The following is a 13545-nucleotide window of genomic DNA, read 5'->3' on the forward strand; positions in this document are numbered from 1 at the left end:
GGTCAGCGCGAGCCGAGGGGGGCGGGGTGCCGCAGGGCCAGGACGTGGGCCGCGGCGGCGTCGGCGCCTGCGAGCAGGGGCGAGGGGACGCCGGGTGTGGCGCCGATGGCCGATCCCGGCTGGACGCCCTCCGCGGGGATGCCCAGCACCACGATCCGCTCGTCGGCGGCGCCGTCGGCGTCGACCGGGTGGAACCCCTCCGGGGTGACGTCGATGCTGGCGTCGTGGGTGCGGGTGCCGTCGGCGTTGGGCCGCGAGTGCAGCCGCGCCCGCCCGCTGTCCAGGAGCGACCGCAGCAGCGGGTCGGCGGTCACCGACACCTTGCCCTTGGACATGCGCGTCTCGATGAACGCCCGCGCCCGCACCGGGGGCCGGCGCACCGCCGAGCGCCCGGTGAAGGCGGGCCCGGCGGCGCCCGCCGGCTCCCCCGGCACACCGGGGTCGAACTCGATGGCGGAGTCCTCGCCGAGGAACGCCAGCAGGCCGGCGTCGACCAGGGAGAGGACCTGGGCGGTGCGGCCGGGCGGCGGCCCCGATGCCAGCGCCAGGCCCAGCGGCATGAACCACCCTTCGACGTCGCGGACCACGCTGCGGCCCTCGATGGCGCCGGAGCGCACGAGGCGCGCCACGTGGCCGCGCAGCACCGCCATGGCGCGGTTCACGGCGTTGCGCGGGTGCTCCAGCGGGCGGTGGATGGTGTCGAGCTCGCGGTCGACGTAGTGGGCGACCCACCGGTCCCAGTCCTCGGCGGAGAGGGGGCCGGCCGGGTCGGGCCGGTCCAGCCGTTCCACGGCGAGGTGCCAGCGGGGGTCGGTGACCGTGTCGGCGACGATGCGGTCGATGTCGCCGGCCGGTGCGGCGGCCAGCCGGTCGCGCAGCGGGCCGGCCGCGGTGCCCGGCCGCAGCGCCTCCGGGTGGTGGGCCAGCAGGGTGGACAGGTGCGCCCACGCGAACTCCTGCGCCAGCCGCGGCCACACGGCGGTGCGGAAGTCCTGCAACGGGGTGCGGGCCACCTCGGCGAACCACTCCGGGGTGGCGATCTCGGGCCGGTAGCGCGGCGGGAAGCCGTCGGGGTAGACGGCCTTGCTCCGGTAGGGCAGGCCGCGCCGCGACCCGGCCACCAGCAGCGGTTCCCGGCCACTGGGCAGGTAGCGCAGCCGCGCCGGGCGCCCGGGGTCGCCGGCGGGCTCGAACCGGCCGCCGCGGCCCTCGGTCAGCAGCGCCACCACGTCGAAGAAGTTCGCGCCCAGGCCGGCGACGAGCACGGTCTCGCCCGCGGGCACGGCGTCCCAGTCGCGTTCGGCGGGCATCCCCGGCTCGACGTAGACCAGCCCCTCGGCGCGCGCCGCCTCGACCAGGGCGGTGGTCCGCGCCGAGCGGGCCCCCTGCACCATGCCCTGGGCCAGGACGACGACGGTGCCGGTGACCTCGCGGCCGTCGGCCAGCCGCACGGTGCGCCGGTCGCCGCCGGCGGCCGCGGTGACATCGGTGGCGGTGCCGAGGATGCCGGTCACCCGCACCCGCCCGCCCGATGCGGCGCGGGCGAGCTGTTCGCGGTAGTAGACGCCCTGGAGCCGCCGCGAGGGGTAGGACCACGGCTCGATGGCGGCGGCCTCCTCGGCCACCCACGCCGGGCGGCCGAGCGGGGCGTGCGGGTCGCGCGCCCACTCCACCAGGTCGGGGCCGGGAACCACGGGCCCCGACATCGGGGTGGAGGGGTCGGTGAAGATCGTGGTGTGCGCGCTGTAGGTGTTGTTCAGCAGCAGCGGGGACTGGTCGGTGCGCCAAGTGGCGCCCGCGCCGATCTCCACCGCGTCGATCAGCGCCACCCGCACCGGCGGGTCGCCGTCGGGTACGCGGGCGGCGAGCCGTTCGACCAGCGCGACGCCGCGCGGGCCCGCGCCGACGGCCACGACGTCGAAGCCGTCCGCCGCCGCGGGGTCCTCGGGGCCGCGCGTGCCCGTGCCCGCGCCCGCGTCCGCTGTACCGGCCGTCCCGGTCACGCCCCTCCTCCCTGCGGCGCCACCGCCGCCGTGTCGCCCAGCACCGCCGGCCGGACCTCCACGTCGGCGCCCCTGCGCTCGACGCGGACCTCCAGCCCGTAGACCTCCCCCAGGACGTCGGCGTCGAACGCCTCGGCCGGGGGCCCGTCGGCGACGATCCGGCCCCCGCTGAGCAGGACCGCCTGGTCGCAGAAGTGCGCCGCGTGGTTGAGGTCGTGGATGGCGATGAGGGCGGTGACGCCCTGCTCGCGGGTCACCGACCGCACGATCTGCAACGTCTCGATCTGGTAGCGCAGGTCGAGGGCCGATGTCGGCTCGTCGAGCAGCAGCACCCGCGGCTCCTGGGCCAGCGCCCGGGCGATCAGCACCCGCTGCGCCTGCCCGCCGGACAGCTCCGACAGCCGCCGCTCCCCGAGCTCGGCCAGGCCCAGGCGTCCGATGGCGCCGTCGACCGCCGCCTGGTCGTGTGCGGTCGGCCGCAGCCCCATGTGCGGGGTGCGGCCGAGCATCACGGCCTCCTGGACGGTCAGCTCGAACGGCGCCTCGCTCGACTGCGGCACATAGGACACGACCTTGGCGTGCTCGCGCCGCGGCGTGCGCAGCAGGTCGCGGCCGTCGAACGACACCTTCCCCGCCTGCGGGGCCAGGATCCGCGCGATGATCTTGGTCAGGGTCGACTTGCCGGAGCCGTTGGGGCCGAGCAGCGCGCAGAACGTGCCCTCGGCCACCGTCAGGCCCACCCCGTCGAGCACGCGGTGGCGCCGGTAGCCGAACTCCACCGCCGAGACTTCCAGGCCGCTCACGCCGCCGCCCTCCGGGTCAGGATGAGGTTGATGAAGATCGGGGCGCCGATGAACGCCACCACGATGCCGACCGGCATGACCGACGGCGCGAGCACCGTGCGGCCGATCGTGTCCGCCACCAGGAGCAGCAGCCCGCCGGTGAGGAAGGAGAACGGCAGCAGGTAGCGGTGGTCGGCGCCGATCGCCAGGCGCGCGATGTGCGGGCCGACGAGCCCGACGAAGCCGATGACCCCGCAGAAGGACACCACGACCGCGGCGAGCACGACCGACAGCGCGATCAGGCCGATGCGCAGCGCGGTCACGTTCACGCCCAGGCTCTTGGCCGCGTCGTCGCCCGCGAACGCCACGGCGTTGAGGTCCTTGGCGAACCACAGCAGGACGGGCAGCGCGAGCAGCGCGACCGCGCCGACGATCTGCACCTCGGTCCACGTGGCGTCGTTGACCGACCCGAACGTCCAGCGCACGATCGCCTGGAGGGTGTTCTCGTCGGCGACGAACTGGAGCGCCGCCGTCATGGCCTCGAACAGCTGTGTCAGCGCGATGCCGAGCAGCAGCAGGGTCGCGGTGGCCAGCGACTTCGCCGATGCCAGGCCCAGCACCAGGGCCGACACCAGCAGCGCCGTCCCCAGCGCGCTGAGGATCACCAGCCACGACGCCGACCCGGATGCGCCGCCGGTGAGCAGGATGGCCAGTGAGGCGCCGAACGCCGCCGCCGGGGACACCCCCAGGGTGAACGGGCTGACCAGCGGGTTGCGCAGCAGGCCCTGCATGACCGCGCCGGCCACCGACAGGGCGGCGCCGGCGGCGAAGGCCAGCAGCGCCCGGGGCAGGCGCAGCTCGGTGATGATGGAGTAGGACCGCTCGAAGTCGGCGGCGAGCGTGCCGCCGAAGAGCGACAGCCGCACCGCGCTCGCCACATCGACGGCGGTGATCCCGGCGGTGCCGATGGTCACGCACCATGCGACCGCCAGGACCGAGGCCGCCGCCCCCGCGGCCAGGACGGCGCCGCGCAGCGCGCCCCGGCGCCTCGGGGCGCGTGCGCCGCCGGCCGTTGCATCCTCCGGCTCCGCCGCTTTCGGTGGAGTCGTGGTCGCCATACCGGTCACCCGACCTTCCGGATGTATTCGTCGGCGCCGGCGAACTCGGTCTGCTGGTAGTCCTCGACCCAGCGGCGCAGGTACTCCTCGGGGTCGATGTCGGCGAACTCGTCGGGGTGCAGCCAGGTCGCCAGGTAGAGGGCGCCGATGGCCTTGGACAGGCCGCTGGTGGCCCACCCGTTGCTCACGTAGACCTCGCCGTCTTGGACGGCGGCGATGTCCTGCCAGCCGGGGCGGCCCAGCAGGTCGTCGCCGAGGTCGTCGAAGCGGCCGGAGCCGGTCGGCTCCGCGGCCGGGTCGAACTCGTGGATGATCAGGGCGGGGTCGCGCTCGGCCACGGCGGCGGGGTCGACCGTCGTCTCCGACTGCACGTCGCCGCCGGTCTCGACGTCGCCGAAGACGTTCTCGCCGCCGGCCGCGGTGATGATCTGGTCGAAGCCGGAACCGGGCAGCACGGTCAGGTAGGGCTGGACGGTCTCCCAGTACACGGGGACGGGCTCGGTGCCCTCGACCCGCTCGTCGATCACGCCGAAGATCTCGTCGTAGAACCCGGCGACCTCGGCGGCCTGGTCCGGGCGGTCGAAGACCTCGCCGAGGAGGTCCATCGTCTCGTGGAAGACGTCGAAGTCCCAGGCGGTGGCCACGACCACCGGGATCCCGAAGGACTCCAGCTGGGCGGCGGCCTCCTCCCAGGCTCCGTTGCGGGGGAGGATGAACACGTCGGGGTCGAGCTCGGCGACCGCCTCGAAGTTGATCTCCGACAGGTCCTCGCTGACGACCTCGTCCTCGCCGAACCCCATGTAGGGGAGGCGTTCGGCGGAGACCTTGTCGACGCCCACGATCGTGTCGCCCGCGCCGATCGCGCGCACGAACTCGTTGCCGTAGCTGTTGAGGACCACCGCGCGCTCGACCGGGCCCTCGATGGTGACCTCGCGGTCGGCGTCGTCGACCACGGTGATGGACTCGGCGGCGGCGCCGTCGGATTCGGGGACGACCTCGCCGCAGCCCGCGATGAGGGTCGCGAGCACGCCCGCGGCGGCGAGGGCGGTGAATGGTCGGGTGCGGCGGCGTATCTGTGGCATGGGGTGCCTCTTCCGGGTGTGGTGCGGGGTGGGACGACCGGCGCGGGGGCAGGGGGCGCGGCGGGGTCGGGCCGGGTCAGGCCGGGCCGGCGGCGGGCTCGGTGCCCGGCCGGAACGGTTCGCCGAGGGTGAGCATCAGCCGGTTCGCCCAGGCGAAGAACGCGACCGACCCCACCAGGTCCACCAGTTCGACGTCGGTGATCCCGTGCGATCGCAGGTCGGCCAGGTGCGCTTCGGTGGCCGACGCCGGGGTGGTCGACAGCGCCGCGGCGAAGGCGACGACGGCGGACCAGCGGGCGTCCTGGCCGTCCCACAGCGGGGACAGGTCCAGCGCCTTCCAGTCGTGGTCGCGGGGGAGCGAGGCGTCCAGCACGCGCTGGACGTCGGCGGTCCGCTTGGACATCTGCGACGCCTTGCGCGAGTGGACCGATGCGCAGTACACGCAGTCGTTGACCTTGCTGGCGGCGGCCGCGGCGAGCTCGCGCTCGGCGCGCGGGAGGCCGTCGCGGGTGTAGAAGACGGCGTAGTCCACCGCGGTGCGCGCCCGCAGCAGGGCGGGTGCGCGCGACAGCAGCCGGAAGTAGGCGTCGTTGGTCTTGCCGGCGAACGCCTCCTTCTGCTCGTCGGTGAGGTCGCCGGGCTCCACGGGCGGGACCCACGGGGTCCACGACAGCAGCTCCTGGGTGTAGGCGACCGGGCGCTCGGCGCCGTTGGCCGCCGTGGTGGCGGTGCTCTTGGTCCGGCCGCGCGCCGGCGTCGGGCGCTCCAGCGGGGCGTCCGTGGCCTGGGCGGCGCCGTCGACCAGGCGCAGGCCGTGCACGAGCCGCACCAGGAACGCGGTGAACGCGGCGACCTGGGAGATCACGATGATCTCGTCGGGGGTCCAGCCCGCTGCCGCGAGCCGGTCGGTGTCCTCGCGCCGCACCAGGGCGGGGGAGGTGGTCAGCAGGTCGACGTGCTCGGCCGCGGCCCGCAGCGCGGGGTCGGCCGGCGGTTCGTCGGCGTAGAGGGCGGGGTCGGCGCCGAGGCCGGCGTGGTGGGCGACGATGTCGGCCGCTCCGTGCCGGCGGGCCGCGAGGGCGGCGAGGCCCCGGCGCACCGGGGCTGCCACGGGGCCCGCAACGGTGAACAGGGCGTCATAGGCCGCCTGGACCTCGCGGGGGAACTCGGGCTTGGCGTTGCGGGCCGCCTCGACGGCTGTGCTGAGGCGGGCCAGGCCGCCCACGGTGTCGGGGGCGGCGGCGTCGCCCGCCGCGGCATCGGTGCTGTGCGCGCTGCTCACTGTCTCCGCTCTCTCATCGTGCCGGAGGCGGGAGGGAGGGCAGGAGCCGGGCGGGGGCTGCGGACCGGACGGTCCGGGGTGCCCCGATCGTGCACGCATGCCGCGTTCCCGCAGCCGGGTCGTAACTCCGGAGGCACCCCGCCGTGCAGGAGGTTGCCGGCCAGCAAGCCGGATCTTCGCGCTGGCACTCTTGACCTGCGACGAACGTAAACGATCTCGCCAAACGCGCACAAGCCGGTTGAAGGTGACAAATGCGACACATTTGGTAGGAATTGCGACCGTTGACCGGTTCCAGGGGTGTGGGAGCGCGTCCAGCCGCCGGCCGACGCCGCCTTGGGCGGCGCAGTCACCGCGGTCCGCGGCGTCCGCCGACCGCAGCGGGAACGCCTTCGCAGGGCGGTCCCGGCCGCCCCTCAGCCGCCGGTTCCGACCTGGGTGGGGCTCGCGGTGCCCAGTTCCGTGTGCAGGTCGCCCAGGAGCGCGCGCAGAAGGCGGTCGAGTGCGTCCCGGTCGCCGGGGGCGAGCCCGGCCACCAGCTCGGATTCGCGGCCGAGGACCCGGTCCACCAGGCGCTCGACGGTGTCGTGCCCGGCCGGGGTGAGGGTGACGTCGACCGCGCGCGAGCCGTCGCCGCGCGGGCTGCGCTCGACCAGGCCGTCGCGCTCGGCGCGCGTGATGCGCTGGGAGATCGCCCCGGGGGTCACCATGGTGCGCTCGGCGAGGTCGCGGGTGGTCAGCCGGTAGGGCGGCCCGCTCCGCCGCAGGACGCTGAGCAGGTCCAGGGTGGCGGGGTCGGCCCCCGCTGCGGCGAGGACGCGTCTTCGCTCCTCGCCCAGGAGCTTGGCGGCGTGCCAGATCCGGGTGACGATCCCGATGCTCGTGACGGGGGTCTCCGGGCGTTCGCGCAGCCACGCCAGGGAGATGGCGTCGATCGGGTCGTCGGGGTCCAGGCGGTCGTTCGGCATGCAAGGCCTACGTTCAGATCTAAATGATATATTTCGTTTAGGTCTGAACCCTACCTTGAGGAGGGGCCAAATGGCACGAACCGTCATCGTCACCGGAGGCGGAACGGGAATCGGCCGGGCCATCACCGCGGCGTTCGCACGATCCGGCGACTCCGTCATCATCACCGGCCGCCGTCGCGGCCCGATCGAGGCCGCGGCAAAGGAGGAGGGCGGCAGCGTCAGCGCCGCCGTCTGCGACGGCACCGACCCCGAGCAGGTCGGCGCGTTCGCCGATGACCTCCCCGGCCGGGTCGACGTCCTGGTCAACTGCGCCGGCGGCAACACCGACTTCGACCGGGAGCCGGCGCGCGACCTCGCGACCCTCGCGGGGAACTGGCGCGCCAACATGGACGCCAACCTGCTCACCGCCGTGCTCATGACCGAGGCCGTGCGCGACCGGCTCGCCGACGGCGGGTCCGTGATCAGCATCGGCTCCATCGCCGCCGACAAGGGCTCCGGCCCCTACGGCGTGGCCAAGGCGGCCCTCGCATCCTGGAACGTCTACGAATCCGGCCGGCTCGGGCCGCGCGGGGTCACCGCGAACGTGGTCGCGCCCGGCCTCATCGACGACACCGAGTTCTTCCGCGGCAGCCTGTCCGAGGAGCGCCGCAAACAGCTCATCGCCATGACCCGGACCGGCCGCGTCGGGACCCCCGATGAAGTGGCGGAGACCGTCCACTTCCTCGCCTCCGGCTCCGCCCGCCAGATCACCGCCCAGGTCCTCGCGGTCAACGGCGGCGCCCACCCCACCCGCTGAACGCCCCTCGATCCTCTGCGCCCTCCGGCCCGGCGCGCGCCCGCGCCGGGCCGGTCACGAGGCCAGCCACCCGGGGGCGGCGCGGGCCCACGCGATGGTGCGGGCGATCCCCTCGTCGAGGGGTGTCTCGGCGCGCCAGCCCAGGATGCGCAGCGCCTTGGCGGTGTCGGGCACGCGCCGGTCGATGTCCTGGTAGCCGTCGCCCAGGGCCGTCGCGGTCACCAGGGTCCGCGGCGGGTGGTCCGCGCCGGCGAGGCGGGTGACCAGGCCGACGGCCTCGGCCATCGTGGTCTCGCGGTGGCCCCCGATGTTGAAGCACTCACCGGCCGCCCCGGGCTCGGCCGCCACGCGCAGTGTGCCCTCGACGGCGTCGTCGATGAACGTGAAGCAGCGGGTCTGGTGCCCGCTGTCGTAGACCTCCGCCGGCAGCCCGTTGAGCACCCGGTGGATGCTGCGGCTGACCACATAGGCCGGCCGCTGCCGCGGCCCGTAGACGTTGAAGTAGCGGACGACGGATGCGCGCAGCCCGTGGCCGCGGGCCAGGGCGAAGGCCATGTGCTCGGCCAGGGCCTTGCTGGAGGAGTAGGTCCAGCGCTCGGCCGAGGTGGGGCCCACGACGCGGTCGTCGTCCTCCGCCCACGGCACGGCGGGGTTCTTGCCGTAGACCTCGCTGGTGCTGGCCATGATCACCCGGGCGCCGGTGTCCAGGGCCCGCCGCAGGACGTTGCGGGTCCCCAGGATGTTGACGTCGAGGACGTCGAGCGGCCGGCTCAGGTAGCGGTCCACCCCCACCACGGCCGACATGTGGAAGACGGTGTCGACATCGGGCGTGATCACCCGGGCCACGGCGGCCTCGTCGGTGATGTCCCCCTTGACATAGGCGACCGCCCCACTGTTCAGCGCCTCCGGGGGCGGCGGCGCCACGTCGAAGACCACGACCTCGGCGCCCTCGCGGGCGAGGCGTTCGGCGAGGTGGCCCCCGATGAACCCGGAGCCGCCCGTGACAACGGCCCTGCGGATCGAACCCACCGCCCTCACCGCCCGACGCCGCGGTAGGTGAAGCCCAGCTCGCGCAGGCGGGCGATGGTCTCGGGCGGGTAGTATGCGCGCCCGTCGTAGACCAGGCAGGGGTCGGCCACCCGCTCCTTGAGGGCGGCGAAGTCCAGCCGCCGGAAGGGGGTGTGCCCGGCGAGCACCGCGACGCAGTCGGCGCCCGCGACGGCGTCCGTCCACGCGGTCTCGGCGGGCAGGCCGAACACCGAGCGGATCTCGGCGGGGTCGGCCAGCGGGTCGAAGACGCGCACCCGCGCCCCGGCGGCGCGCAGCCGCTCCACCACGCCGGCGGCCGGGGTCGCGCGCAGGTCGCCGGTGTCGTTCTTGAACGCCGCCCCCAGCACGGCGACCACCGCCCCGCTCGGCTCCCTGCCGAGCTTGATGAGCTGGTCGGTGATGGTCCGGGCGGCGTACTCCGGCATTTCGTCGTTGACGCGCCGGGCGGTCTCGACCGTCTGCAGCCGCGCGCCGCGGTCGCGCGCCGAGCGCGCGGCCATCCACGGGTCCTTGGTGAGGCAGGCCCCGCCGACGCCCACGCTGGGCAGCAGGATGTTGACGTTGCCGTTGCCCTTGGGCAGCGAGTTGGCCCCCGCGATGACGTCGAGGACGTCCACGCCGTAGCCGTCGCACAGGCGGGCGAGGTCGTTGGCCATGGCGATGTTGTGGTCGATCCACCAGTTGTCGGCCAGCTTGACGAGCTCGGCGATCTCGGGGACCGGGTACACGCGGGTGGGCACCTGGAGCGCCCCCTGCCAGAACGCGTCGGCCGCCTCCGCGCTCGCCGGGCCGCACCCGCCGATGACGATGGGCAGCTGCCGGATCTGGGCGAGGGCGGTGCCCTCGGAGAGGCGCTCGGGGCAGAACGCCAGGTGGAAGTCGGTCCCGTGGCGGCCGCCGCCGGATTCCAGCATCGGCAGCACCGCGTTGCGGGTGTAGCCGGGCGGAACGGTGCTCTTGACGATCACGAGCTGGCCGGAGCGCAGCAGGGGCGCGAGCGACCGGCAGACGGCCTCCAGCGGGCCGGGCACCAGGCCGCCCGCGTCGTCGACCGGGGTGTCGACCGTGATGAGGACGACGTCGGCCGACGCCGCGGCCGCGTACCCGGTGGCGAAGGCGAGCCGGTCCGACCCGTGCAGCCGGGTGACCGCCTCGGCCAGGCCGGGTTCGGGAACGGGGCACTCCCCGCGGGCGAACGCCTCGACCGTCGCGGCGTCGCGGTCGATTCCGGTCACCCGCATCCCGAGGTCCGCCAGGGTCACGCCGATACAGGAGCCGATGTATCCGAAGCCGATGACCGCGACCCGCGGCACGGAGTCATCGCGGGGAAAGGGCATGCGAACTCCATTGTTCCGGCGATGGGGACAGAATCACCGCCACTGTTGCACGCGGGCCGTTTTCAGGACAGCCCCTATACGCCCCTGCCGCCCCCAGAATGCGGGGGCCGTGGGAAATGCCGGCGGGCACCGGGAGCGCGTCCATGAGAAGGGACGATGATAGGGGCCGCAGGAGTGTGGGCGGATAGGGGTTGCGCGCACGGAAAAAACCGCGCTTAGCTCACGGTGGATCGGTGGTTCGGGAATCACCCGGGCGGGTGCGAAAACGCAGCAGGAATCGAAGGGGAATTGCCTCGTGGCGATAACGGTGTGGGACTATACCGCCGAATACGCGGCGGAGCGCGCGGACATCCTCGCGGCGGTCGACGAGGTCTTCAGCTCGGGGCGGCTCGTCCTCGGGCCGAGCGCGACGCGGTTCGAGAGCGCGTTCGCCGCGCGCCACGGGGCGGTCCACTGCGTCGGCCTGGACAACGGCACCAACGCGGTCAAGCTGGGGCTGGAAGCGCTGGGCGTCGGTCGCGGCGACGAGGTCATCACCGTCTCCAACACCGCCGCCGCCACCGTGCTCGCCATCGACGCGGTGGGGGCCACACCGGTGTTCGTCGACGTCCACGCGGACACCTGCCTCATGGACACCGGAGCGGTGGAGGCCGCGGTCACCCCGCGCACGCGCTGCCTGCTGCCCGTGCACCTGTACGGCCAGTGCGTGGAGATGGCCCCGCTCGAACGGATCGCGCGCCGCCACGGCCTCGCCGTCCTGGAGGACTGCGCCCAGGCGCACGGCGCCCGCCACCGCGGACGCACAGCGGGCGGGATGGGCGACGCCGCCGCGTTCTCCTTCTACCCGACCAAGGTGCTGGGCGCCTACGGCGACGGCGGCGCCGCGCTCACCTCGCGCGACGACATCGCGCACACCCTGCGCCGGCTACGCCACTACGGGATGGAGGAGGACCGCAACCACGTCGTGCGCACCCCCGGCCACAACAGCCGGCTCGACGAGGTCCAGGCCGAGATCCTGTACCGGAAACTGGGCCGGCTCGACTCCTACATCGCGGCGCGGCGCGCGGTGGCCGGGCGCTACGCGCAGGGCCTCGGCGGGACCGGGCTCACGCTGCCGACGGTCGCCGAGGGCAACGAGCACGTCTACTACCTCTACGTGGTGCGCCACCCCGAGCGCGACCGGATCCTCGCCGAGCTGCGGTCCCGCGGCATCGAGCTCAACATCAGCTACCCGTGGCCCGTGCACACGGCGGCCGGCTTCCGCCACCTGGGCTACGGGCCGGGGTCGCTGCCCGTCACCGAGCGCCTCGCCGGGGAGATCTTCTCGCTGCCGATGTACCCCTCGCTGGCGGCCGGGACCCAGCAGCGGGTCATCGACGCGCTGCGCGAGGTGCTGGCCGACGTCGGCTGAGCCGGAAGGGGACGCCGCGCGCGGGCGCGGCGGGTCGCGTCCCCGCCGGCCGTCACACGATGTGCACGTCGGGGACGTAGAGGATCCACTTCCCGCCGGCGTCGCGGAACCCGCGCTCCTTGGCCATGATCTCCTCGGCGTGGTTCCACGCGAACAGCAGCGCGTAGTCGGGGTAGGGCCGGGAGAAGGCCTCCGGAGGGCGCACGGGGATGTGCGAGCCGGGGGTGAGCGTGCCCTGCTTGGCCGGGGTGGAGTCGCAGATGAACGGGACCAGGTCGGGGCCGATGCCGCAGTAGTTGGTGACGGTGGCGCTCTTGGCGGTGGCGCCGTAGCCGACCACGCTGCGCCCGGCGGCGCGCAGGTCCCGGAGCAGGGCGGTGAGGTTGCCGCAGGTGGCCCGGGCCCGCGCGCCGAACGCCCGGTACACGTCGGGGTCGGACAGGTTGCGCTCGCGCTCCCTGGCGAGGAACTCGCCGACCGAGGCGCGGGGCCGGCGCTCGCCGCTGCGGGCGACGGTGTAGCGGATGGATCCGCCGTGGACGGGCAGGTGCTCGGCGTCGATCAGGTCGAAGCCGAAGCGCGCCGCCATGGCCTGCACGGAGCGCACCGCGAAGAGGTAGAAGTGCGCGTCGTAGATCTGGTCGAAGTAGGTGTTCTCGACGATGTCGCTCACGTAGCGGTCTTCGAACACGAAGACCCCGCCGGGGGCGAGCAGCGCCCGGACACCGTCGAAGATGCTCTCGATGCCGGGGATGTGGCTGATGGTGTTGGCGGAGTACACGACGTTCGCGGGCCCGTCCGCGGCGCGGATCTCCAGGGCGGTGGGCTCGGCGAACAGGCCGACGCGGACGCGGACCCCCTCGGCCGCGGCGAGCTCCGCGGCGTCCTTCGCGGGGTCGACCCCCAGGTGGCGGATCCCCGCCTCTTTGACGGTCCGCAGCATGATGCCGTCGTTGCTGCCGATCTCGACGATGAAGGGGTCGGAGCCGGTCAGCTCCGTGGCGATGAGGGTCTTGGCGGCCTCGGTGAAGTGCCGGCGCGAGCCGGCGGACTCCGACGAGCGGTACGGGTAGTCCGCGGGGAACACGCGGTCGCGCGGCGCCTCTTCGAGCTGCTGGGCCATGGTGCAGCCGGTGCAGAACCCCGCGGCGAGCCGGAAGGCGAACTCCCGGCCGCCCGCGGCCGCATCCGCGAAGGAATTCGAGAGCGGCTGGCGTGCGAAGTCGAAGAATTCGACAATGCTTTTTTCACCGCATATGCGACATGCATTCATGGTGAATACGGTAGTGATCGCTCGATGATTGCGGCAACCCTTAAGGGGTGGAGGTGGGGGTGGTGGACCGTGCGTATCGCCGGTTTTGCGGACCGGGTTCCGTGGATCGGCGTCCCGCCGTCGAACGGTTTTTCCCGAAGGAACGGCGATCCGATTCGCGTTCATCCGCCGTGTGCTTTCGGTGGAAAGTGCGACGATTGCGCAGGCGTGGGTACCCATGAGGCGAGGGTGTGTGTGATGTGCGTCACACTTCATCGATCGGCAGGACGGGTGCCGGGCGGGTGTCGCCCCTGCTGATCAGGGTGGTCGCGCCAAACGCAATCACTCCCACGTGGAAACGAACCCAAACAAACTCATCTCGCGCTTAAGGGGCTCGGGTATGAAGCAGGGATGATCGCCGGTCCGTCGTCCCAGTGTACGCGCGTATGTCGGCCGAAACCGGTCAG

At 73.6% G+C, this 13545-nt stretch carries 11 protein-coding genes and 1 riboswitch; of the genes, 2 read left to right on the forward strand and 9 right to left on the reverse strand.

Annotated features, from left to right (window positions below; all coding sequences use genetic code 11):
* Positions 1-2: 2 nt before the first annotated feature.
* The 6 genes from ACFOVU_RS02370 to ACFOVU_RS02395 form a co-directional block, all read right to left on the reverse strand.
* Positions 3-2003: an FAD/NAD(P)-binding protein gene (locus tag ACFOVU_RS02370; RefSeq protein ID WP_378529592.1), complete on the reverse strand. Its 2001-nt coding sequence runs from the start codon at positions 2001-2003 to the stop codon at positions 3-5.
* Positions 2000-2806, reverse strand: a complete 807-nt coding sequence (locus tag ACFOVU_RS02375) for an ABC transporter ATP-binding protein (RefSeq protein ID WP_378529593.1) — start codon at positions 2804-2806, stop codon at positions 2000-2002. The genes ACFOVU_RS02370 and ACFOVU_RS02375 overlap by 4 nt, the downstream gene beginning before the upstream one ends.
* The gene (locus tag ACFOVU_RS02380) at positions 2803-3903 is read right to left on the reverse strand and encodes a FecCD family ABC transporter permease (RefSeq protein WP_378529594.1); all 1101 of its coding nucleotides are present in this window, start codon (positions 3901-3903) and stop codon (positions 2803-2805) included. The genes ACFOVU_RS02375 and ACFOVU_RS02380 overlap by 4 nt, the downstream gene beginning before the upstream one ends.
* Before the next feature lie 5 nt (positions 3904-3908).
* Entirely contained in the window at positions 3909-4985 is a 1077-nt protein-coding gene (locus tag ACFOVU_RS02385) for an ABC transporter substrate-binding protein (RefSeq protein ID WP_378529595.1), read from the reverse strand.
* A gap of 76 nt (positions 4986-5061) precedes the next feature.
* On the reverse strand, positions 5062-6267 hold the full coding sequence (locus tag ACFOVU_RS02390; RefSeq protein WP_378529596.1) for a peroxidase-related enzyme: 1206 nt from the start codon (positions 6265-6267) through the stop codon (positions 5062-5064).
* An 88-nt stretch (positions 6268-6355) separates the two neighbouring features.
* A riboswitch (SAM riboswitch) is annotated at positions 6356-6463 on the reverse strand.
* A gap of 217 nt (positions 6464-6680) precedes the next feature.
* Positions 6681-7232, reverse strand: a complete 552-nt coding sequence (locus ACFOVU_RS02395) for a MarR family winged helix-turn-helix transcriptional regulator (protein WP_378529597.1) — start codon at positions 7230-7232, stop codon at positions 6681-6683.
* Positions 7233-7302: 70 nt separating this feature from the next.
* On the opposite strand from ACFOVU_RS02395, the gene ACFOVU_RS02400 reads away from it, so the two are divergent.
* Positions 7303-8028: an SDR family NAD(P)-dependent oxidoreductase gene (locus tag ACFOVU_RS02400; protein ID WP_378529598.1), complete on the forward strand. Its 726-nt coding sequence runs from the start codon at positions 7303-7305 to the stop codon at positions 8026-8028.
* A gap of 54 nt (positions 8029-8082) precedes the next feature.
* Here ACFOVU_RS02400 and ACFOVU_RS02405 read toward each other — a convergent pair whose 3' ends face one another.
* Together ACFOVU_RS02405 and ACFOVU_RS02410 are read right to left on the reverse strand one after the other, a co-directional pair.
* Positions 8083-9057, reverse strand: coding sequence for an NAD-dependent epimerase/dehydratase family protein (locus ACFOVU_RS02405; protein ID WP_378529599.1), 975 nt, complete (start codon positions 9055-9057; stop codon positions 8083-8085).
* A 5-nt stretch (positions 9058-9062) separates the two neighbouring features.
* The gene (locus ACFOVU_RS02410) at positions 9063-10415 is read right to left on the reverse strand and encodes a nucleotide sugar dehydrogenase (RefSeq protein ID WP_378529600.1); all 1353 of its coding nucleotides are present in this window, start codon (positions 10413-10415) and stop codon (positions 9063-9065) included.
* Positions 10416-10710: 295 nt separating this feature from the next.
* Between ACFOVU_RS02410 and ACFOVU_RS02415 the strand changes: the two genes are divergently transcribed.
* Positions 10711-11826, forward strand: a complete 1116-nt coding sequence (locus ACFOVU_RS02415) for a DegT/DnrJ/EryC1/StrS family aminotransferase (protein WP_378529601.1) — start codon at positions 10711-10713, stop codon at positions 11824-11826.
* A gap of 52 nt (positions 11827-11878) precedes the next feature.
* Here the strand turns inward: ACFOVU_RS02415 and ACFOVU_RS02420 are convergent, their stop codons facing one another.
* The gene (locus ACFOVU_RS02420; RefSeq protein ID WP_378529602.1) at positions 11879-13099 is read right to left on the reverse strand and encodes a methyltransferase domain-containing protein; all 1221 of its coding nucleotides are present in this window, start codon (positions 13097-13099) and stop codon (positions 11879-11881) included.
* Positions 13100-13545: the final 446 nt, after the last annotated feature.

Origin of the sequence: Nocardiopsis sediminis (assembly GCF_042650565.1) — a bacterium.
Classification (GTDB): domain Bacteria; phylum Actinomycetota; class Actinomycetes; order Streptosporangiales; family Streptosporangiaceae; genus Nocardiopsis_B; species Nocardiopsis_B sediminis.

Coding starts and splice junctions, on each gene's coding strand:
- ACFOVU_RS02380 (WP_378529594.1), bottom strand. CDS start 3,903: ATGGCGACCACGACTCCACCGAAAGCGGCGGAGCCGGAGGATGCAACG.
- ACFOVU_RS02385 (WP_378529595.1), bottom strand. CDS start 4,985: ATGCCACAGATACGCCGCCGCACCCGACCATTCACCGCCCTCGCCGCC.
- ACFOVU_RS02395 (WP_378529597.1), bottom strand. CDS start 7,232: ATGCCGAACGACCGCCTGGACCCCGACGACCCGATCGACGCCATCTCC.
- ACFOVU_RS02400 (WP_378529598.1), top strand. CDS start 7,303: ATGGCACGAACCGTCATCGTCACCGGAGGCGGAACGGGAATCGGCCGG.
- ACFOVU_RS02410 (WP_378529600.1), bottom strand. CDS start 10,415: ATGCCCTTTCCCCGCGATGACTCCGTGCCGCGGGTCGCGGTCATCGGC.
- ACFOVU_RS02420 (WP_378529602.1), bottom strand. CDS start 13,099: ATGAATGCATGTCGCATATGCGGTGAAAAAAGCATTGTCGAATTCTTC.